This window comes from Acidobacteriota bacterium (assembly GCA_016716905.1).
Taxonomy (GTDB): Bacteria; Acidobacteriota; Vicinamibacteria; order Vicinamibacterales; family SCN-69-37; genus SYFT01.
Genome location: JADJUS010000004.1, coordinates 1,286,962 through 1,307,986 on the forward strand (window position 1 = coordinate 1,286,962; position 21,025 = coordinate 1,307,986).

At 61.1% G+C, this 21,025-nt stretch carries 20 protein-coding genes and 3 pseudogenes; 13 read left to right on the forward strand and 10 right to left on the reverse strand.

The window, feature by feature from the left end; genetic code table 11:
• Positions 1-117: 117 nt before the first annotated feature.
• Both IPL75_09685 and IPL75_09690 read right to left on the reverse strand, forming a co-directional pair.
• On the reverse strand, positions 118-429 hold the full coding sequence (locus IPL75_09685; GenBank protein ID MBK9240514.1) for a type II toxin-antitoxin system PemK/MazF family toxin: 312 nt from the start codon (positions 427-429) through the stop codon (positions 118-120).
• Positions 426-665 (reverse strand): AbrB/MazE/SpoVT family DNA-binding domain-containing protein, encoded by a 240-nt coding sequence (locus IPL75_09690; GenBank protein MBK9240515.1) that lies wholly within the window; start codon positions 663-665, stop codon positions 426-428. The genes IPL75_09685 and IPL75_09690 overlap by 4 nt, the downstream gene beginning before the upstream one ends.
• Before the next feature lie 186 nt (positions 666-851).
• Between IPL75_09690 and IPL75_09695 the strand changes: the two are divergent.
• Positions 852-1,782 (forward strand): annotated as a pseudogene (locus IPL75_09695) (cysteine synthase family protein).
• A gap of 19 nt (positions 1,783-1,801) precedes the next feature.
• Here IPL75_09695 and IPL75_09700 read toward each other — a convergent pair.
• Positions 1,802-2,224: a hypothetical protein gene (locus IPL75_09700; GenBank protein ID MBK9240516.1), complete on the reverse strand. Its 423-nt coding sequence runs from the start codon at positions 2,222-2,224 to the stop codon at positions 1,802-1,804.
• Entirely contained in the window at positions 2,221-2,358 is a 138-nt protein-coding gene (locus tag IPL75_09705; GenBank protein ID MBK9240517.1) for a DUF433 domain-containing protein, read from the reverse strand. The genes IPL75_09700 and IPL75_09705 overlap by 4 nt, the downstream gene beginning before the upstream one ends.
• A gap of 771 nt (positions 2,359-3,129) precedes the next feature.
• On the opposite strand from IPL75_09705, the gene IPL75_09710 reads away from it, so the two are divergent.
• The 5 genes from IPL75_09710 to IPL75_09730 all read left to right on the forward strand — a co-directional run bounded on the left by IPL75_09710 (position 3,130) and on the right by IPL75_09730 (position 7,772).
• Positions 3,130-3,417, forward strand: coding sequence for a hypothetical protein (locus IPL75_09710; GenBank protein ID MBK9240518.1), 288 nt, complete (start codon positions 3,130-3,132; stop codon positions 3,415-3,417).
• Positions 3,418-3,428: 11 nt separating this feature from the next.
• Positions 3,429-3,725 (forward strand): hypothetical protein, encoded by a 297-nt coding sequence (locus IPL75_09715; GenBank protein MBK9240519.1) that lies wholly within the window; start codon positions 3,429-3,431, stop codon positions 3,723-3,725.
• Between the two features lie 352 nt (positions 3,726-4,077).
• Entirely contained in the window at positions 4,078-6,213 is a 2,136-nt protein-coding gene (locus IPL75_09720; GenBank protein MBK9240520.1) for a patatin-like phospholipase family protein, read from the forward strand.
• 35 nt (positions 6,214-6,248) lie between these two features.
• Positions 6,249-6,860, forward strand: coding sequence for a pyridoxal-phosphate dependent enzyme (locus IPL75_09725; GenBank protein MBK9240521.1), 612 nt, complete (start codon positions 6,249-6,251; stop codon positions 6,858-6,860).
• Positions 6,861-7,004: 144 nt separating this feature from the next.
• Positions 7,005-7,772, forward strand: coding sequence for a Fic family protein (locus IPL75_09730; GenBank protein MBK9240522.1), 768 nt, complete (start codon positions 7,005-7,007; stop codon positions 7,770-7,772).
• A 28-nt stretch (positions 7,773-7,800) separates the two neighbouring features.
• Here IPL75_09730 and IPL75_09735 read toward each other — a convergent pair whose 3' ends face one another.
• Together IPL75_09735 and IPL75_09740 are read right to left on the reverse strand one after the other, a co-directional pair.
• Entirely contained in the window at positions 7,801-8,112 is a 312-nt protein-coding gene (locus tag IPL75_09735; GenBank protein ID MBK9240523.1) for a type II toxin-antitoxin system PemK/MazF family toxin, read from the reverse strand.
• Positions 8,109-8,348: an AbrB/MazE/SpoVT family DNA-binding domain-containing protein gene (locus IPL75_09740; protein MBK9240524.1), complete on the reverse strand. Its 240-nt coding sequence runs from the start codon at positions 8,346-8,348 to the stop codon at positions 8,109-8,111. The genes IPL75_09735 and IPL75_09740 overlap by 4 nt, the downstream gene beginning before the upstream one ends.
• Before the next feature lie 137 nt (positions 8,349-8,485).
• Here IPL75_09740 and IPL75_09745 point away from each other — a divergent pair.
• Positions 8,486-9,412: pseudogene (locus tag IPL75_09745) on the forward strand (cysteine synthase family protein).
• A gap of 48 nt (positions 9,413-9,460) precedes the next feature.
• Here the strand turns inward: IPL75_09745 and IPL75_09750 are convergent.
• The 4 genes from IPL75_09750 to IPL75_09765 form a co-directional block, all read right to left on the reverse strand.
• Positions 9,461-9,664: a hypothetical protein gene (locus IPL75_09750; protein MBK9240525.1), complete on the reverse strand. Its 204-nt coding sequence runs from the start codon at positions 9,662-9,664 to the stop codon at positions 9,461-9,463.
• Positions 9,665-9,762: 98 nt separating this feature from the next.
• Positions 9,763-9,957, reverse strand: coding sequence for a hypothetical protein (locus tag IPL75_09755; GenBank protein MBK9240526.1), 195 nt, complete (start codon positions 9,955-9,957; stop codon positions 9,763-9,765).
• A 194-nt stretch (positions 9,958-10,151) separates the two neighbouring features.
• The gene (locus tag IPL75_09760; protein MBK9240527.1) at positions 10,152-11,180 is read right to left on the reverse strand and encodes a hypothetical protein; all 1,029 of its coding nucleotides are present in this window, start codon (positions 11,178-11,180) and stop codon (positions 10,152-10,154) included.
• Positions 11,181-11,202: 22 nt separating this feature from the next.
• The gene (locus tag IPL75_09765; protein MBK9240528.1) at positions 11,203-11,457 is read right to left on the reverse strand and encodes a hypothetical protein; all 255 of its coding nucleotides are present in this window, start codon (positions 11,455-11,457) and stop codon (positions 11,203-11,205) included.
• Positions 11,458-11,913: 456 nt separating this feature from the next.
• Between IPL75_09765 and IPL75_09770 the strand changes: the two genes are divergently transcribed.
• The 6 genes and pseudogenes from IPL75_09770 (at position 11,914) to IPL75_09795 (ending at position 20,980) form a co-directional block, all read left to right on the forward strand.
• Positions 11,914-12,324, forward strand: coding sequence for an HNH endonuclease (locus IPL75_09770; protein MBK9240529.1), 411 nt, complete (start codon positions 11,914-11,916; stop codon positions 12,322-12,324).
• Between the two features lie 516 nt (positions 12,325-12,840).
• Positions 12,841-14,109, forward strand: a complete 1,269-nt coding sequence (locus tag IPL75_09775) for a PD-(D/E)XK nuclease family protein (GenBank protein ID MBK9240530.1) — start codon at positions 12,841-12,843, stop codon at positions 14,107-14,109.
• 268 nt (positions 14,110-14,377) lie between these two features.
• Positions 14,378-16,741, forward strand: coding sequence for a DEAD/DEAH box helicase family protein (locus IPL75_09780; GenBank protein MBK9240531.1), 2,364 nt, complete (start codon positions 14,378-14,380; stop codon positions 16,739-16,741).
• Between the two features lie 2 nt (positions 16,742-16,743).
• A pseudogene (locus tag IPL75_09785) lies at positions 16,744-18,219 on the forward strand (SAM-dependent DNA methyltransferase).
• Positions 18,216-19,874 carry a restriction endonuclease subunit S gene (locus tag IPL75_09790; GenBank protein ID MBK9240532.1) on the forward strand — a complete coding sequence of 553 codons (1,659 nt, stop codon included), beginning with the start codon at positions 18,216-18,218 and terminating at the stop codon, positions 19,872-19,874. Before IPL75_09785 ends, IPL75_09790 begins: the two are co-directional and overlap by 4 nt.
• Before the next feature lie 2 nt (positions 19,875-19,876).
• Positions 19,877-20,980: an SIR2 family protein gene (locus IPL75_09795; protein MBK9240533.1), complete on the forward strand. Its 1,104-nt coding sequence runs from the start codon at positions 19,877-19,879 to the stop codon at positions 20,978-20,980.
• Positions 20,981-21,025 lie beyond the last annotated feature (45 nt).

Genomic DNA, 21,025 nt, shown 5'->3' on the forward strand with positions numbered 1-21,025 from the left:
TGATCGCGACGAATCAGCTCGCGCACGTACTCGCTGCTCGTCTTGGACCCCGCGACCCCAGGACTCTGGACTCTGGACTCTGGACCCTGGACTCCTCAGTCCAGCCGCAGCGCCAAGTCAGGCCAGTCCCAGTAAGGGCTTCAGCCGTGCGCGAACTTCCGCCAACGTCGCGGCAGGGGATTGAGCGATGAAGGCCGCGTTCCGTGCGCGCCAATCGAGATTCTTGATTTGGTCGGCCAGAACGACGCCCTGCACCGGTCCGGAGGTTGGCAACGCAACCTCGAATGGGTAGCCCTTGATTCGGGTCGTCACCGGGCAAATCACAGCCATTCCGTTTGCCGCGTTATAAGAGCGGGGCGATAGGACCAACGCCGGCCGGTGTCCCGCAAGCCACACCAGGTCGCCGCTCTCCGGCACGTACGCCTTCACCACACTTCGCGCCCCTGCGGAGCGCCGGTCGAGACTTCCTTGTGTCGGTTCTTCGGCGTGATGCCCTTCACGAGTTCGTCGAGCGTGTACACCGGCCCCTGCGCGCGTACCACCACCGCGCCGTCAGCCACCATCATCTCAACGGCAGCGCCTTCCACGAGACCGGCCTGTTCCGCGAGGGCCTTCGGAATTCGAACGGCCAGACTGTTGCCCCAGCGGGATACCGTGTGTGCCATGTATCTATTATGTGTATACACAGTGGATTGTTCAATAACTTCTGGCATGGATGTTCCTCCGGTTCTGGGTTACAGCAAGCGCCATGCCCAGTGTTTAGCTCAGGAAAACCAGTTGTCGGGGCCGAGTGGTTGTAGTTTCTGCAATGGTCTGTAGTGCGACCGTGGCAAAAAGCGCGTGGACGTAGAATGGCGCCCATGAACCCCGCCATTCTGGACACCATCGGCCACACCCCGCTCGTCGAGCTCCGTCACATCGTGCCTGCCGGCAGCGCGCGCATCGTGCTGAAGCTCGAGTCGCACAACCCCACCGGCAGCATGAAGGACCGGATGGCGCGGGCGATGATTGAGGGCGCCATCGCGTCTGGCGCCCTGGCGCCGGGGCGCGAGGTGGTGGGGGTCACGGGCGGCAGCACCGGCGTCACTCGCGTTTGTGTGCGCCTCCCTCGGCTATCCGCTCTCCATCGTCACCTCCGACGCGTTCAGCATCGAGAAACGCAACCACATGAAGGCGTTTGGCGCCCGGATGACCATCGTGCCCAGCGACGGCGGTCGCATCACGCCGGATTTGTTTGTGACGATGAGGGGGATGGTGGAGGGGATGGTGGCGGAGCGCGGTGCGTTCTGGACCAATCAGTTTGTGAACCACGACCAGGCGAGTGGGTATGGGCCATTGGCCGATGAGGTGTGGGCGCAGACGGGCGGCAGGGTGGATGCGTTTGTGCAGGCCGTGGGGACGTGCGGCTCGTTGCGGGGCACGTCCACGGCGCTGCGTGCGCACAATCCGCGCCTGCATGTGGTGGCGGTGGAGCCGGCTGAGTCTGCGGTGATGTCTGGCGGCGCGCCAGGCGCGCATCGCATCGAGGGCACTGGCACCGGTCGCCTGGTGCCGATGTGGGATCCGTCGCTGGCGAACGAGATTGAGGCCGTGTCTACAGACGACGCCGAAGCCATGGCCCGCCGGCTGACGAAGGAGGAAGCCATCTTCGCCGGCACCTCGACCGGCGCCAACGTGACGGCGGCGTTACGACTGGCGAAGCGCCTCGGCCCCAGCGCCACGATTGTGACTCTGGCGTGTGATCACGGGCTGAAGTACATCAGCACGGATTTGTATCGGTGACGCACCCGGTCGGTGAGTGCTACGCCGGCGGGTACCACAGCTCGACTCGCCCCAAAGCCTGCGCGTTTCGCGCGAGTTCGCGCGGCGTGGCGCGGTAGACCTTCCCGATAACCGGCGGTTCATGGGATGCGAGAAACGCTAGCACGCGAGGAACGGTGACCACGAACGACTTCGCGAGGTCTGGATATGGCGCCTTGCCCATGACGACCAGAAGGGTCACTCGATGCCGAACGACCTCGGCGAGCTCGTTTGGCTTGTAGCGGATACGGGCGTCGTGCGTTAGAGCCACCCATTGCTTTGCCGCGACCGCTGCAAGCCAGGTTGAATCCGGGCACGTGGGAGGGAAGTGATCGCGGTGGGTTTCCACCGTCAGACCCGCTTCCCGCAGGGTTGTCGGGAACTTCAGCCCAAGGTCTCGGTCTGTGAAGAAGACAACACTCAAGCCGCTCGCTCGTAGACGATCGCGTCCGTGATGGCGGCCTCGCTGATCCTGTAGTCAGCCGCGAGGTCGGCAGGGCTTTCTCCCGCATCGATGCGGGCGACGATGGCCGCGGTCGAGATGCCGAGGTCGCTCAGGACCGGCCGTCCGGAATGCGATCTTCCGGTCGATCGCGATCGGCCGGTTCTCCGCCGGGGCCTCGTGCATCACGAACGGGTGCAGGCGGATCGGGAATTTGGCGCGATCCCAGGTGACTCGGTCCAGATGCTGTTCAAGGACCTGGCGCATCGCCAGTTGGCCCGAGGCCGAGAGGTTGATGAGCTGTCCGTACCGGGCGAGGAATACTTGTCCCGCCCTGGATTGCAAATCCCGGCGAAGCAGCAATCGCTTGATGTCCAGTTCCCGTTCGGCGAATTCCAGCGCCTGGCGTAGTTCCTTGAGCGGCACACCGTGCTCGGTGCGAAGCGCCCGCAGCACGTGGGCCTCGATGAGGTTGGAGAACGACAGGGTAGGCGGATCTCCCTGTGCTGGGCGAATCAACGGCTTGAACTGGCCGCCCCCCCGGCTGGTGGGATACGCCCGGCCGAGCGTCCAGGCGCGCAGCGTCGCGGCGGGCACACGCAGGTAGCGAGCGGCCTCGCTCAACGGATACGCCGGTTGTTCCCGTGGATCCAGTTCGGTCACAGCTCGCCTCCTCGATCGCATGCCCGATTCTAGCAGCGCAGACCGCCTACGCTGTCTGACGACGTTGCCATCGTCTGGGTCATTCTGCAAGGCAACTTTGGTTGACAACACCCCTCGGACCCCGGGACCCCAGGACCCGCCTCCGCGCGTTGCGCTACGGCGGGGCAAGCCCCGACGAGTGATGCAGGACCCTGGACTCTGGACCCTGGACCCTGGACCCGAAGTTGCTGGCGTCTGCGCAGGCGAACCCGAAGAAGGCCATTGCGGCCTATCGCGATGCACTGCGTCTCGACGGCTGGCGTTACGAAACGGGATCGAATGCCGCGATCCCGGCCGGGGGGCGGGGCATTGTTGAAGAGGCGGCGCGTTCCCTCGTGCCCCTGCTCGATGCGGAACGTGATGCGGCTGAGATCGCGCACCTGCGCGACCGTATCAAAAAGCTCGAGTCCGTCCCTCGCTGGGTCACTCTCACTGACGGCGTTGGACCTGGTGGACGACGACGCACCCCCTAAGCGGGCTGGCGTTGTGGCACGACCGGAACCGCAATGGCGTCAGCGAGCATGGCGAGGTCCGTCCCGTCACCGCGTGGGGCATCGCCGCGCTCTCGACGGGCTACGACCTCGACGCGACGCACCCGCACGAGATTCCCTGGTCGAGCGCCGGGGTGCGGTTTACGGACGGCACGGTCAGGCCGACCTTTGACGTGATGCCGCGGCGAAGCTACGGCGGCGGGCTGCTCTGGGTCGCGACGATACTCGGACCAGATCAGGTGCCCGTCGGTTCTGGCCGACTCCGGACACACCATTCCATCTGGGATTGACCCGACAACCGCTTCCGGCTAGTGTCTGGCGGTTTCAAAATGCGGCGAGTTTCCTGGGGTCGGGAATCTCGGTTGGGCGTCCGTCTGATTCTTCATCGGAGAAGGATGGTCTATGCGAACTGCAATCGTGATGGCTACTTGTGCGGTGTGTCTCCCGCTACCGGCGTTCGCGCGGCAGGCGGAGCAGCCGGCGGAGAAGCAGGCGGTGGTGTTTTCAGCCTCAGGTGGCACATCGAAAGGCTCCTTTCAAGCCGGCGGCGACTGGGTCATTTCCGAGTTCCTTCGGCGACAGCGCGCTGACCCTGCGTTCAGATCGCGCGCGCTGCTGACGAAGGAACTGGAGCTCAAGGCGGTGACTGGAGCCTCGGCCGGCAACGTCAATGCGCTAGTGGCGGCCGTCAACTGGTGCACTCGGTCGGCCCAGGGAGAGACCGAGATTCCAGCTGAAAAGTCTCTGTTTTGGACCTTCTGGGTGAACACCGGCGTTGAAGAACTGATGCCTGCGGTTTGGAAAGACAATCCCGAACCGGCCATCTTCGACCGGCGGTTTTTTCTTGATAGGCAAAGGAAGCAGTTGGACGAATTCCTGATCGGGGCCACGCTCTGGAGTCGTTGTGGGCTTCCGGTCGGCTTGACCATGACAAAGCAGACTCCGGCAGAACTGCGCCTCTCAGAGACTGGTGGGGCCACTCGGGTGCAGCGCTTTGCTGGGGTCTTCGAGATCAACACCATTGGCAACAAACTGACTGTTATGGCGCCGGTCGACGCGGAGGGAGCGGCCGGGGCCTTGGGTGCCCTCGCCATGCCGCCCAAGGATGCCAACTGCGCCGGCGAGGCCCATGGGTTGGACTGGGCATTCAACACGATGATGGCTTCAAGCTCATTTCCGGTGGTGTTTGCGCCTCGACGTGTGTGTTACGAGGCCAGTGGACTCAACGCAGAAGGCGTCCAGAGAGATCTCTTCGCAGATGGGGGAGTGTTCGACAACAATCCGGCAGGTTTGGCCTTGGGTCTCGGTGACACGTACTCAAAAGCCCAATTTTCTCGGTTGCCGTTTGCCAGCCAGCAGGTGGTGAAAGAGCTCAAAGACGTCGATGTCTTCTACACCACTGCAACGAACCCAAGAGGGCCGCTTAGAGAGGCACGACGGTCCACGGCACCCCAGCAGGACGTGTTTGGCCTGGCCGGGACGTTGAGGCTGTTCTCGGGAGGCGTCTCCGCGGCGCGGGAGTACGAACTTCAGACCCTGATGCGTCAAGTTCAGCGTGACGAACGCCTGCTGAAGCTGCCGCGCACCGTCAGGTTCTTTCCTTCTTCACGAAGCGGCGAGATCGTGGGAGAAACGCTGGCGGGGTTCGGCGCGTTCCTTGGCCGCCCCTTTCGTGAATACGACTTCTATTCGGGCATTTATGATGGCCTGTATTTCATGGCGAAGTACGCCTGCGGAGAGGAGCCTGAGTGCGATCCGAAGGACGCTGTCAGAAATTGGATCTTCAGCGACCTGTTGAAACTCAGCGAAGACGCCCGCCTGGTCGTCGAGTGGCGGAAGGCACTCGAAGAGTCGCCGGGTGTCCCAATGCTGTATGAAGACTGGAAGGGCAGGCTCAAGACACCGGCTCAGAAGCTCCTCTTTGCGATTCACACCCAAATCTCGAACCTCGCCGCGCGGCGCGGTGTTCAGGACGCCCAGTCATGTTCGGGGCCTCGCGACATGATTGGCGGGATCCTCTGTGGCGGAGGCATGGACCGAATCCTGGGCGGCCTCGCGAACGACAAGCGCATCGAATCCGTTCTTGAGGACAAGAAGTCGGGGGTCGCGCCGGCGTTCGTCGAGTTGTTGAAAGCACCGCGGCGCACGGTGAATTCCCTGATCGAAGAGGCGATGGGCAGGCTGCACTATCAGGAGACGGAGCTGCGTCGTGAGCAGGCCGAGTACGGCTCGTGGGTGGAAGCAGCGCTGCTCGTTTATCGAGGGCAGTCCTATCGCTACCGCACAGGATTGAAATGGAACCCGTCGTCTGGTCACGTTGAGGGAGGCTCATTCCAGGGTTTTGCCGCCTCTGCCGCGAATATTGCGCTGCCCAATTACGTGACGGTGGGAATGTTCGGAGACAAGGAACGGCGCCCGCAGCTGACGTTCGGCTGGCGTCCCCTCGTATGGCGCCCCAGTGAGAAGTTCTACCTGGGAAGCGTGGTGGAGTTCGCCAATTTGGATGAGCGGACCCTGCAGTGGAGGCAGAATACGTATGGCTTCACGCTTGGCTCATATGCAGTCCCCCTACCTGTTGCCAAGTCCCTTGAACTTGGATGGTTGTCCACGAGGGTGGCTGGCGGTGACCGGGATCACTTTCTTAGCGCCACGTTCCGGATGCTGGCGGACAAGGTGCATGTCAATGTGAGGGTGAAAACGGCGCGCCCAGGTCGGGCCGTTTACGTTAATGCCGGTATCAGTGACGTCAACGGCCTCTTCTTCTGGTGGTTTCGCTGACCGCAGCTGGCTGAGGCCGCGAACCCCCTTTTTTGATGTGGTGCGGCGACGAAGGTAGGGCCGACAGCCAACGGCGTCCTAAGTCAGCCCGCGCCTCTTCAAGATCGCAGAGGGGGATTGTGGAGGGGATGGTGGCCGAGCGCGGTGCGTTCTGGACCAATCAGTTTGTGAACCACGACCAGGCGAGTGGGTATGGGCCGTTGGCCGATGAGGTGTGGGCGCAGACGGGCGGCAGGGTGGATGCGTTCGTGCAGGCCGTGGGGACGGGCGGCTCGTTGCGAGGCACGTCCACGGCGCTGCGCGCGCACAATCCGCGCCTGCATGTGGTGGCGGTGGAGCCGGCCGAGTCTGCGGTGATGTCTGGCGGCGCGCCGGGCGCGCATCGCATCGAGGGCACCGGCACCGGTCGTCTGGTGCCGATGTGGGATCCGTCGCTGGCGCACGAGATTGAGGCCGTGTCTACAGACGACGCCGAAGCCATGGCCCGCCGCCTGACGCGGGAGGAAGCCATCTTCGCCGGCACTTCGACCGGCGCCAACGTGACGGCGGCGTTACGACTCGCGAAGCGCCTCGGCCCCAGCGCCACGATTGTGACCCTGGCGTGTGATCACGGGCTGAAGTACATCAGCACGGATTTGTATCGGTGAGGCGCCGACGAAACCCCTAGTTTCTATACACGTCCAGCCTCACATGTATACAAAAAGCCATTTTTCTATACATGTCATCCCGTTTAAACGGACCAGGCTAGTCCCGCCAGCAAGGAGGTAGCCCGATACCGGCAGGCGCTCAGGGTGGGCTTCGAGGAGGTCTCGAGCCGGCGACTATTGACCAACAACCACATCATCAGGATTCAGGGCGAGCTTGAACAGAACGATGCCGGATTCCGGCGTGTGCCTGGCACCTCCCACACGCCACCGCAAGACGCCGCGGAAATCGTTGCCCTGATGGCTGACCTTGAACGTTTCATCAATAACGACGTGCGCTACGACGCAGACACGTTGATCAAGATGGCGCTGATTCACCATCAGTTCGAGAGCATCCACCCGTTCTACGACGGAAACGGTAGGACCGGTCGAATCATCTGTGTGCTGTATCTCGTCAAAGAGGGGCTCCTCGATAGCCCCGTGCTTTACATGAGCCGTTACATCGTGCGGACGAAGGCCGAGTACTACCGGTTACTACAGGACGCGCGTGACAAGGACGCCTGGGAGGCGTGGGTGATTTACATGCTGACGGCAGTGGAGCAGACCGCGAGGCAGGGCATCACTGTGATCGACGCGATCAAAGGGGCGCTCCTCGACGTCAAGCACCGGGTGCGTCGGCAGTACCCGCGTTTCTACAGTCAGGACTTGATTAACAACCTCTTCACACATCCGTACACCAAGATCGAGTTTGTGATGAACGATCTGGGCGTCTCGAGGCTGACGGCCACGCGGTACCTGAACGCGCTGGTTGAGGGCGGCATCCTGACGTCGCGGAAGGTGGGCCGCTGGAAGTACTTCGTGAATGAACCGCTGTGCGCGATTCTCACCGGCGATGCGCTGACGACGACGCGGTAGGTAGCCTCACTCCAGCAGCAACGCCAAGTCAGGCCAGTCCCAGCAAGGGTTTCAGCCGTGCGCGAACTTCTGCCATCGTCGCATCCGGGGATGCGGCGATAAAGGACACGTTCCGTGCGCGCCAATCGAGATTCTTGATTTGGTCGGCCAGGACGACGCCCTGCACCGGTCCGGAGGTTGGCAACGCAACCTCGAACGGGTAGCCCTTGATTCGGCTCGTCACCGGGCAAATCACAGCCATTCCGTTTGCCGCGTTATAAGAGCGGGGCGATAGGACCAACGCCGGCCGGTGTCCCGCAAGCCACACCAGGTCGCCGCTCTCCGGCACGTACGCCTTCACCACACTTCGCGCCCCTGCGGAGCGCCGGTCGAGACTTCCTTGTGTCGGTTCTTCGGCGTGATGCCCTTCACAAGCTCGTCGAGCGTGTACACCGGCCCCTGCGCGCGCACCACCACCGCGCCGTCAGCCACCGTCATCTCAACGGCAGCGCCTTCCACGAGACCGGCCTGTTCCGCGAGGGCCTTCGGAATTCGAACGGCCAGACTGTTGCCCCAGCGGGATACCGTGTTTGCCATGTATCTATTATGTGTATACACGACAACAAGCGCCATGCCCAGTGTTTAGCTCAGGAAAACCAGTTGTCGGGGCCGAGTGGTTGTAGTTTCTGCAATGGTCTGTAGTGCGACCGTGGCAAAAAGCGCGTGGACGTAGAATGTCGCCCATGAACCCCGCCATTCTGGACACCATCGGCAACACCCCGCTCGTCGAGCTCCGTCACATCGTGCCTGCCGGCAGCGCGCGCATCTTGCTGAAGCTCGAGTCGCACAACCCCACCGGCAGCATGAAGGACCGGATGGCGCGGGCGATGATTGAGGGCGCCATCGCGTCTGGCGCCCTGGCGCCGGGTCGCGAGGTGGTGGAGTTCACGGGCGGCAGCACCGGCCGTCACTCGCGTTTGTGTGCGCCTCCTCGGCTATCCGCTCTCCATCGTCACCTCCGACGCGTTCAGCATCGAGAAACGTAACCACATGAAGGCGTTTGGCGCCCGGATGACCATCGTGCCCAGCGACGGCGGCCGCATCACGCCGGATTTGTTTGTGACGATGAGGGGATTGTGGAGGGGATGGTGCGCCGCGGTGCGTTCTGGACCAATCAGTTTGTGAACCATGACCAGGCGAGTGGGTATGGGCCGTTGGCCGATGAGGTGTGGGCGCAGACGGGCGGCAGGGTGGATGCGTTTGTGCAGGCCGTGGGGACGTGCGGCTCGTTGCGGGGCACGTCCACGGCGCTGCGTGCGCACAATCCGCGGCTGCATGTGGTGGCGGTGGAGCCGGCCGAGTCTGCGGTGATGTCTGGCGGCGCGCCGGGCGCGCATCGCATCGAGGGCACGGGCACCGGTCGCCTGGTGCCGATGTGGGATCCGTCGCTGGCGAACGAGATTGAGGCCGTGTCTACAGACGACGCCGAAGCCATGGCCCGCCGGCTGACGAAGGAAGAAGCCATCTTCGCCGGCACCTCCACCGGCGCCAACGTGACGGCGGCGTTACGACTGGCGAAGCGCCTCGGCCCCGGCGCCACGATTGTGACCCTGGCGTGTGATCACGGGCTGAAGTACATCAGCACGGATTTGTATCGGTGAGGCGCCGGCGAACACCGGGCACGCCGGGTCGTCCTGGAAGTGCAAGACTCAGCCGTTAGTGAGAATCGCCGCGAGAACAGCGACGAGGATCGTCAGCGTGGCGCCGCCAATGCCGCCCATGACCCAGCGGAACTGGGTGTTCATTTCGCCCCGGATTCCCCTCATCTCGGCGCGAACCTCGGCAAACCCGCTCCTCACTTCTGCGCGCAGTTCGGCGACCTCGATCTTCAGCTCGGCAATCGCGCTGGTCATACCGTCGAACCTCTCTTCGAGTCGAGGATGCCATCGTCTGGCGTGATGAGGAAGCGAGAAGATCGTGCCAGTTTTCAGCCACGGCGGCGGCCGGTCCTCTATCGCTCCCGCACCAACTCGTCCAGCCGCTCCGGCGAGAGGTGCGACAGTCGCGTCAGCACGTCTTTATGCCGGCGCTCTTCGATGGCCCGGTGTCGTGCGTTGGAGTACTTCAGGGGCCGCATCTTCAGCAGGAAGTCACTTGCGTTGCCGCAATCGAAATCGAAGGGGTACAGGCCAATCGCCTTGCACACCGAGTCTGGTCGAGCGCCGGCGTACGGTTTGTGGTCAGACCGACGTTCGTGGTGCTTCGGCGGCGGTAAGGCCGACGCCTCACCTAGTGCTGCCGGTGCCGGCCGTTGTGTTTTCGATATCTTCCAGCCGCTGGAAGATATCTGGGCGCCCACCAGCAGGTCCCCGTCGATTCGGGTGCCCCGAACCACCGCCACTAGAACGGAAACGCAGCGTACAGCCGGAGGCTGAACTTGTCCGACAGGCTTGAGTGCGAGCCGTTCGCGTTGGTGACGTCGCGCAGTTCCAGCATCAACGCTCCCTGGACCTTGCTGGGACTTCCTTTAGGATGGAGAGTCGGCCCCACAGCGAGGTTCATCACCGAGTTCAGCCCGGTTCGAAGGACTACAGAGGCGCTGGCGAGGATACCCAGCTGGACACGGTCGAGGTGTTTGCCTGGCTGGAGCTTGCTGGCAAAGTCCATGCGCAGCGTGCCCACGCTAAAGTCTGCCAACGGCTTCGCGAACCGCGCTTTGCAGGACTCGACACGCACCACATTGCCTTTCGCATCCGTCCCGGTTGTGTCCACCACGCATACGTTGCTTGCACTCGCCTCGCCTGGGGAGTCGCGCTCAATGCCTGCGGTCGCGGCAAAGCCGAGCACTCGCGTGTCTCCGAACGCCCGGTTGAAGGCCATCTTGATGCCCATCGTCTTTCCGGTCTTGCTCGAGAGTGCAGCTTTGGTAGTGCCGCCGCCCTCCACGATGTCCCGGCTGACCACCGTGCCAGTCACGGCGAAGAAAAGGGCGCGGTGCCCATTGCTCCGGACATCGTAATTCTCTGCTGCGCATTGCTCGGGTGTCGGAGCTGGGGCACCGAGCTCCCACACACGCGCCACGCCAAACTCTGCTTCGAGGCCTGGCGTGAACTCGCCGCTCTCGAACAGGGTGCGTTTGCCCTTCTGTGCCGAGAGGGCCGTGTTCAGGCTCGTCTCGTAGTGGTCCTTGATAATCGGCACCTGTTTGTTGCCGCAGATGACCTTGGTCTCCGGACTTTCTTTCGGCAGCGCGATCAGTACATCGCGGAAGAGTCGTGTGCCGATGGTGCTTTCCTTGAAGTCCACAGCAAGGAAACCGTCCTTGACGGGAATGATCGACGAGCGACCCTCCGCTGTGCTGAGGATCGTCTGCGCAGTCGCCGCGGCCGGCAGGACGGCCAATCCGAGGGCCAGCGCAACCGCTGCCATTATCCGCAGACGGCCTCTCTCGTCACTCGAACTCGGCAAGCGGGATGTCATAAAAGCGGTATCCATAGTCATTTGTCAGTTTCCCCTTTCGCACGGCCGAGCCGACCTGGTTAATGGTGATGGTGGTTTCGAACGCCGCCCCGGCTTCGTCGCTGAGCGTCAGCGCCACGTGGACCGGATCAACAACAGCCATCGTCTTCGAGCCCTCCAACGCTCCGGCAGCGTTCAGCGTGAGATCGACCACGGCTGTCTCGACAATCGCGGCAGCGCGCCGCACACCCTTTACTGCAACCGTTACCTTTGGCATATCTGCAGCCCCCTTGCTGTTGAAGGATAGACGGACAGGCTCGCAGAATTCCCGCACGCCAGGCCCCCTCCGAATCACACCGAAACCGGCCCTCCGGGTGAGTGGGGAGCGAACAGACCGCGTAGGAACTACCCTGTCACCCGTTCAGAGTAAGTTAGGCGCGTCGCATGGATCCCTTTATTGACCACTTGAAGTCGTTGTGCCGGGAGCACCCCACGCTTTCGAAGTGGGTGTTCGTGCCCACGACGGCACCTCCGAAGGTCTTGCTGGCGAGTACGCAGGCCAGATGCCCGCCTACGAAGTCGCGTGGTGCAACGTCAGCGGCGTAAGAGCGGCAGCCACATTCGTACCCGCTCGAGGGTGATGGCGAGAATCCGACGGGCACATAACCGGTTGAAACGCGACCGTATCTGATGAGGTGATCCGATGAGTGCAAGTGAGTCAGCGCTTCGTGAGGTCTTTGACAAGACCGGAGGGGTATGCCATTTGTGCGGTGACAAGTTGAGCTTCGAAAAGCGCGGCCGTGGCGGCAAAGCTAAGGGTGTTTATGATGTGCCGAGCGGATTTTGGGAAGTTGATCACGTGCATCAGAGAAGCCGCGGTGGTAATGCGGGCTTCAGCAACGCTCTGCCGGCCTGCACCGCCTGCAACCGGATGCGCTGGCATCGGTCCGGCGGCTATACGCGACAAACGCTTCTTTTGGGCCTTGCGGCCCGCGAGCGAATTCGGCGCGGTAGTGATCTTGGCGACCGGCTGCTGAAGGACGCCAAGCAGCGCTGGCCTCTTGTCTCCAAGTGGCCGCGGCTCGGCGAACGAACGAAGAAGCGCGCACGGTAGTGCTACCTGCAAACTGCAAACGGGCGTGTTAGCATGCGCCACTCCGTTGACTCGTGCTAGCTGTGGACCGTCGAGCTCGGTGCTTGGCGTCACGTGGCCGACGGTACTTGATCATCGCTGGGAGGATTAAATGACCGACTGGACTAGTCAGCTGGCAGGCACATTTGGCGCTGTCGATGGTGAATTTGCGGTACACAAAGCCGACCGAGCGCGCGCCGTTGCCATGCTTAAGGCGGCAAAGAAGGCCGGAGCTGAGTTGGGGGACGTTCTAAATGCTCTGAGGACCTTTGCCGATGGGAAGGCCTGGTCTCCTGAGCACACTGATAGACAGATAGGCAGACTACATGCGCTCCTGTTCGAGGAGTTTCCTGCTTAGCAGCCTGCTCAGGTGTGCGTCGGGAAAACCACTTGTCACCAGTCACGGCACTTGGTGCGTGACCAGACTTCTACCGTTAGAACACTTGTTGTTAAAAGCAGACAGAGTCCGCGTAGTCTCAGCGAGGCAGCGAGGTGGCAATGACATCCGTTCCTTCATCCGATGTTGAACTCCAGGCGCTGAAGCACCTGAAGAACTGGGGTGGGCTAGAGCGTCTTGACGCGATACTCAAGGCTCTCAGGAGGCAACCGAACTTTTTCGTGGTCGCTCCACGGGTCCTTCGGGTCGAGGGAGTCCATAGCGACATCCTCGCATGGCTGTTGGACCCTCAAGGCTGGCATCGACTTGGTGACGGATTTGCCCGCCGGTTTCTTTCCGAAGTGCTGGCGGGCTGTGGGGTGACGGTTTCGGAGTCTCTGAGAGTCGATGAGGTCCACCGGGAGTTCAGCACAGGCAGGGGGCCAATTGACGTTTTGGTCCTTGGGCGATCCGGCGATGTCGATCTCGTTGTCGGTATCGAGAACAAGATCGACTCACCCGAAGGCGACGATCAGTTGGTTCGATACGCCGAAGGCCTGACGGCCCGTTTTCCGCGGTGCCGAGTTGTTCTGGCTTTTCTGTCGCCCACCGGGCAGCACCCCGAAGCAAAGCCGTGCTGTCCGCTCACGCCCGTGTCATATAGCCGTGTGGCCACTCATATCACCGCAGCCATCGATGCTTCGTCGGAATCTACTAGCGAGACCGGAATGTCGCTGGCCCGGCACTACGCCGCAGCTTTGAGGAGCCACATCATGCCAGAATCAAATCCCGAAATAGACGAAATTTGCCGGCAACTGTACGAGGAGCATCAGGAGGCGTGGCGGGCGATCAGGCGCCGCCTCCCCTCGAAACGTGACGAGTCCCACGCCTGCGTCGGCGCCAGAGTAGCTGAGCATCTCGAAACCCTATATGAAGGAGAATGGCAGTTCGTTGTTCGTCGCGACAGGTATGCCTGCGTGTTTCGACCGGATTGGCTCAGTCTGGGCTCCTACGAAACAGGCGAGATTAGCGGCTTGCGCCAAGACCAGGACTCGCCCCGCATCCTGCCTCGCGTTCACTTCCGTCTCGTGGTCGACACGGGAGAATCAGACGCGGAGGAAAATTGTCACTACCGGGTGCGCCTGAAGGTTGACACGTTGAAGAATCCGTCACTCGGGAAGAGCCTTGTAGGCGCCCTGCAGACGATCGCCTCGATTGGGACCAAAATGCCCAAGAGACGACAGTTTACGTTGTCGCTGAAATCAACTTCGCAGTTGCCAGCTATCGGTGACGATCCAGAGGATGTGCCAGACAGCGTGGTTGACTGGTTCGCCGCGCACACCGCGGAGTTGGTCCCGGTGTTGGATTCCGTGCTTAACGGCAAGAAGTGACGCGCAAGATCGCGAAAACCACGTAACCTCCATGCCAACGATCGGCCGACATCTCGGCGCTGAGCGCCCTGTTCTATGCAGCGAACAGAGCGTGCAAGAACTGGCCTGCCACACCCGTGACGGAGCATTGCCTAAAGGGATTTGGGCGCCCGATTTGCGACGACTGAGCCACGCCGGCGCTGTAGAATCCGCGCAGACGTTTCATGAACCTCGAGAATGCATCCACAACGCGGCCGCCCGATGAAGCCGACCAATTAGTCAACAAGGCATGGACAAGAAGACCCTGACCGAAACGGACATCCGGACCAAGTTCATCACTCCCGCCATTGTCGGCGCGACTGGCGAGAAGTGGAACCTGTTAACGCAGGTCCGTGAGGAGGTCTACTTCACGCGCGGTCGGGTGATCGTTCGCGGCAAGACGGTCAAGCGGGGGGAAGCCAAGAAGGTCGATTACATCCTGTCCTACAAGCCGAACCTGCCGCTGGCGATCGTCGAGGCGAAAGACAACAGCCATTCAGTGGGGTCGGGAATGCAGCAGGCGTTGGCCTACGCGGAGTTCTTAGACGTTCCCTTCGTGTACAGCTCGAACGGCGATGCCTTCCTCGAACACGACCGCACAGTGACGGAGGGCGTGGCTACTCGGGAGATTCCGCTCGATGAGTTCCCGTCCGCTGAGGAACTGTGGACCAAGTACCGCGCAGCCAAGAGATACACGACTGTTCAGGAGTCGGTCGCGACTCAGGATTACTACGACGACGGCTCACAGAAGACGCCCCGGAACTACCAGCTCGTCGCCATCAACCGGACAGTGGACGCCATCGCGAAGGGGCAGGATCGCATTCTGCTGGTGATGGCTACGGGCACAGGCAAGACCTACACGGCCTTCCAGATCATCTGGCGGTTGTGGAAGGCCGGGGCCAAGAAGAGGATTCTGTTTCTGGTTGATCGGAACATCCTGGCCGACCAAACGAAGACGAATGATTTCAAGCCGTTCGGCCAGGCGATGACTAAGATCACGAATCGCACGGTCGACAAGGCGTTTGAGATCTACCTCTGCCTTTACCAGGCGGTGACCGGAACTGAGGAAGACCAGAACATCTACAAGCAGTTTTCGGCAGATTTCTTCGACTTGATTGTGGTGGATGAGTGCCACCGTGGTAGCGCGGCTGATGACGCGGCGTGGCGACAGGTCCTGGAGTACTTCTCTTCCGCAACGCAGATCGGTCTAACGGCGACGCCGAAGGAGACGAAGGAGATTTCGAACATCGAGTATTTCGGAGATCCGATCTACACGTACTCCCTGAGGCAAGGAATCTCCGACGGCTTCCTTGCTCCGTACAAGGTCGTTCGAATTGGCCTCGACAAAGACTTAGACGGGTGGCGTCCCGAAGCCGGACAGGTCGACAAGTACGGACATGAGATCGAAGACCGTGAGTACAACGACACTGACTACGATCGGAACTTGATCCTGGAGAGGCGAACGGCTGTTGTCGCGTCGAAGATAACGGAGTTCCTAAAGGCGACCGACCGGTTTGCCAAGACAATCGTCTTCTGCGAAAACGTCGACCACGCGGAGCGTATGCGTCAGGCTTTGGTGAATGCCAATCCTGATCTGGCGGCCGCCAACAGCAAGTACGTCATGCGTATCACAGGCGACAATGACGAGGGCAAGGCTCAACTGGACAATTTCATAGACCCGGAGTCGGTGTACCCGGTCATCGCGACGACCTCCCGGCTCATGTCGACGGGGGTTGACGCTCAAACGTGCCACTTGATCGTGCTGGACCGGCGCATTGCGTCCATGACCGAATTCAAGCAGATCATCGGCCGGGGTACACGAATCAACGAGGACTACAACAAGTTCTACTTCACGATTATGGATTTCCGTCGGGCGACGGCGCTGTTTGCGGATCCCGACTTCGATGGGGACCCGGTACAGATTTACGATCGGGACCAAGGCGAAAGCCCGGTTCCGCCAGATGACTATCCGCCCCTTGAGCCTGAGACGCCGGTCGCCAGGGATGGGCCACCTGGCGACGAATCCGATGAAGAGGGTGTCAGGCGCCCCATGAAGTATTTCGTCAACGACGTGGAGGTAAGCGTCGCGACCGAGCGCGTCCAATATCTGGACGCGCATGGGAAGCTCATTACAGAGTCGCTCAAGGACTACTCACGCAAGACGGTCCGACTGGCCTACGCTTCCCTCGATGCCTTTCTCACCGTGTGGAATGAGGCTGACAAGAAGCAGGCCATTCTCGATGAATTGGCGACAAGGGGAGTCTTCCTTGAAGAATTGGCCGAACAGGTGGGCCGCGACTACGACGCCTTTGACCTGGTGTGCCATATCGCCTTCGATCAACCCCCGCTGACCCGGAAAGAACGCGCTGACCAAGTCAAGAAGCGGGACGTCTTCGCCAAGTACGGTCCTCAAGCGAGGGCGGTGCTAGAAGCTCTGCTTCAGAAATACTCCGACAGCGGGATTGGTAGTGTTGAATCTCTCGAGATTCTCAAGGTTGACCCGCTGACAGAATTTGGCACGCCAATCGAAATCGTCCGCCTCTTCGGTGGAAAGCCCTCGTACGTAGCGGCGATTCGAGAACTTGAAGACGCCCTGTATCAGATTGCAGCCTGACAATGCCTAACGTATCCAACCTCGTCAAGTCTATCCAGGACATCATGCGCAAGGACGCCGGCACCTATGGCGATGCGCAGCGCCTGGAGCAGCTCGGGTGGATGTTCTTCCTCAAGATCTTCGACGACCACGAAAAGGAAATGGAGGTCCTGCGCGACGACTACAAGTCCCCGCTCCCGCAGCACCTTCGCTGGTCACAGTGGGCCAGCGACAGCGAAGGCATAACCGGCGACGGCCTGCTGGACTTCATCAACAACACGCTTCTGCCGAAGCTAAGGGCCCTCACGAGCGGCGGCGACAAGATCACCACGCTCATCCGCTCCGCCTTCGAGGATGCCAACAACTACATGAAGAATGGCACGTTGATGCGGCAGGTCATCAACAAGATCAACGGCATCGACTTTAACGCCTCCGATGACCGCCACATGTTCGGCGACATCTACGAGAAGCTCCTTAAGGACCTCCAGTCCGCAGGCAATGCCGGCGAGTTCTACACCCCGCGAGCCGTTACCCAGTTCATCGTCGAGCAGGTCAATCCGCAGTTGGGCGAATCGATTCTCGACCCTGCCTGCGGTACAGGCGGCTTCCTGGTCTGCGCCATTGAGCACCTACGGAAGCAAGCGAAAACCCAGGCCGACGAGCGCACGATCCAGGACTGCTTCGCCGGCATCGAGAAGAAGCACCTCCCGCACGTCCTATGCATGACCAATCTCCTCCTGCACGGCATCGACGTTCCCTCGAATGTCAAGCACGACAATACGCTCAAGCGTCCACTCATCAGTTGGGGGCCTAAGGAGCGGGTGGACGTTATCGTCACTAACCCGCCCTTCGGCGGCATGGAGGAGGATGGCATCGAGTCTAACTATCCGGCCGAGTTCCGCACGAGAGAGACTGCCGACCTCTTCCTTGTCCTTCTCATGCGGATCCTCAAACCCGGCGGCCGCGCCTGACTCGTGCTCCCTGACGGCACCCTGTTCGGCGAAGGCGTGAAGACCCGCATCAAGGAAGCCCTCCTCACCGACTGCAACCTCCACACCATCGTCCGGTTGCCCAACGGCGTCTTCAATCCCTACACCGGCATCCGCACCAACCTCCTTTTCTTCACCAAGGGTTCGCCCACCACGCACGTGTGGTATTACGAGCACCCCTATCCGCCCGGTGCCAAGAGCTACAACAAAGGCAAACCCATCCGAATCGAGGAGTTCGAGGCCGAGCGCGCCTGGTGGGGCGAGGAAAAGGACGGCTTTGCATCCCGCGTGGAAAACGAGCAGGCCTGGCGCGTCTCCATCGACGCCATCAAGGCCGGCAACTTCAACCTCGACCTCAAGAACCCGCACAACCCAAACACCGGCCCTGGCGACGTGGACCACCTCCTGCCCGAATACGAAAAGCTCCTCGCCCAGATCGCCGCCACCCGCGCCACGCTGAGACAGGAACTCCATAACGCCCTCACCGCCACCGCCGGGGCTGTTGAATGAGGCGGGAAACCTTCTTTGAAAAGTTCGACCAGTTTGCCGACGCGCCCGACGCGGTTGCGAAGATGCGCGAGTTGATTCTTCAACTCGCCGTTCAAGGAAGGCTCGTCGGTCCCGCCGACAACGATGAACCAGTGGAAGACTCTCTGAGGCGAATGTGGGCGGACAAGAGTGGGAACCGTGCTGAGATCACCGATGCGGAAAAGGCACAGCCGTTCGAGTTGCCTGCCCACTGGCGTTGGGTGGTATTGGCCGAGGTCGCCGAGTTCTCGATTGGGAAGACGCCGCCGCGGGGCGATTCGAGTTACTGGTATCCGGAGGACCACAGCTGGGTGTCCATCGCGGACATGAAGCACTACGGCACCATCACTGAAACGAAAGAGAAAGTGTCAACGTTGGCCGCTCAGGAAGTCTTCCGCCAGCGCTTCGCGGAGCCTGGAAGTATCTTGATGAGTTTCAAGCTGACGATCGGCAAGGTAGCGCGCGCAGGGATTCGTTGTTTCCACAACGAGGCGATCATTTCCATGCAGCCGCCGGAGCCCGAGTTGCTCGATTATCTGTTTCGGTTCCTCCCAATCTTCGCCGCGCTCCAGACGAGCAACAACGCGATCAAAGGCAACACCTTGAACAAGGGCTTGCTGACGTCGCTCCCAATCGCCTTCCCACCTCTCGCCGAACAGAAGCGGATCGTGGCGAAGGTGGATGAGTTGATGGCGTTGTGTGATCGGCTGGAGGCGCAGCAGCAGGAACGGGAGACGCGGCACGCCGCGCTAGCCCGAGCGTCGCTGGCCCGCTTCGCCGATGCACCCACTCCGGCCAACCTCAATTTCATCTTCCACAAGTCCTACGCCATCCCCCCCGCCGACCTCCGCAAATCCATCCTTGCTCTCGCCGTCCAAGGCAAACTCGTCCCCCAAGACCCCAACGACGAATCGGCGGAGAGTTTGCTTGCAAACGTTAATCAGGAGAGGCTCGCTGCCGTCAAGGCAAAGCGCATCAGTCCGATGAAGCTATTGCCGCCGGTCGAGGACGACGAAGTTGCCTACGTCGTTCGCCCTGGATGGGCGCTGGCGCGTCTGATTGAATTGGTGCTGGAGATTCAGACCGGCCCGTTTGGAAGTTCGTTGCACCAGAGTGACTATCAAGTCGGTGGGACGCCGGTCATCAATCCTGCTTCACTGAAGGACGGAAAGATCGTGCCGATTGAAGAAATGGCGATAGGCCCAGACACCCTCAAGCGTCTCGCCGTTTTTCGACTGAACGAGGGCGACATAGTGATGGCGAGACGAGGTGAAATGGGTCGCTGCGCTATCGTCACCAAGACTGAAGATGGTTGGCTGTGCGGTACCGGAAGTTTGGTGCTCCGGATGCCTGCGGGACTGTATGCGCCGTTTCTGGCCCTGCTTATCGGAGCACCAGAGGCACGGGCGTATCTCGGTGGCGCATCCGTCGGGGCGACGATGCAGAACCTCAATCAGGGAATCCTCGCCAAGATGGCGTTGGGAGTCCCACCCCTCGCCGAACAGCGCCGGATCGTCGCCAAAGTGGAGCAGCTGATGGCCTTGGTAGGCGAGTTGGAAACCCAGCTCGTCGCCTCCAGCGCTACTGGCGCGAACCTCCTCGCCGCCGTCGTCGGGGAACTCACGAGCAAGGATTGATCATGCCGCCTTCCCAACCCTCCTTTGACCACGAAGCGACCCTCGATGAACTCGCTGGCGTTGGCAAGAACCGTCGCTTCGACGAAGTGATTGACGACGTGGAGTCCGAGGAAATCCAGGTCATTTGCAAGCGCGGCGACGAAGAAATGTCGCTCGCTAAACCCAGCCGGGCCTTCTATTTTGGCGACCGCAATCTGTACGATCAGGAAGCCAAGCGCTTTGACCAGGAGGAGAAAGCCCGCATCCTGAACACTGACCAATTCTCGCGTAATTTGGTCCGGTTCGACGAACTGAAGCGATCTTGCCAGCGTGGCTTTGTCATTCCCTTCGTCGGTGCCGGCATGTCCAAGAGCGCGGGGTGCCCGGAGTGGAAAGAATACCTGCTTCAACTGTGCGGCGAGGCTTGCCTCGATGCGGCTGCGATGCGAGTGCGCCTTGAAGAGAGTGGCGACTACGAAGGTGTCATGAACGACGTTGTGGCGGCTCTTGGGGAAAATCGCTTCAATCTCGATTTCGAGCGCGACTTCAAGACTCCAGAGGAGATCGGCGGTGCTGTGAGCCTGCTGCCCACCCTCTTTGATAACTCTGCTGTGACGACGAACTTTGATCGGGTGCTCGAAGACGCCTATCGGTTCGGAGGAAAGGCATTCGTCGAGAAGGTGACCGGACGAGGGCAGCCGGCTGCATTCTTTCGCGCGATCCCGGCCGGTGAGCGCTACCTCCTGAAGCTACATGGCAACCTCGATAGTCCCGCGGAACGCGTGCTGAATAGGGCGGAGTACGACCTCGCCTACGGCAACGATGGGAATATCCATTTCGACCAGCCACTCCCGAAGTTACTCAGGCGTCTGTTCACGAGTTACAGCTTCCTGTTTCTGGGTTGCAGTCTCTCGGCTGACCGGACAGTCCAGACGTTCATGAAGGTTGGACAGCAAGAGGGCCAGGAGAGTCTGCCGCACCACTATGCATTGCAGTGCTGCCCGGCGGATTCAGAGAAGCGGCAGGTCCTGGAACAGCGCCTGGCTGATGCCCACATTTCGCCAATTTGGTATCCAGATGGGGCACACGAGCACGTGGAGCAAATTCTCCGCCTCCTTCTGGACTAGGCCTCGCTTGAGTGAGGTCCGGCTCCTGAATTGCCTCGAGAGAAC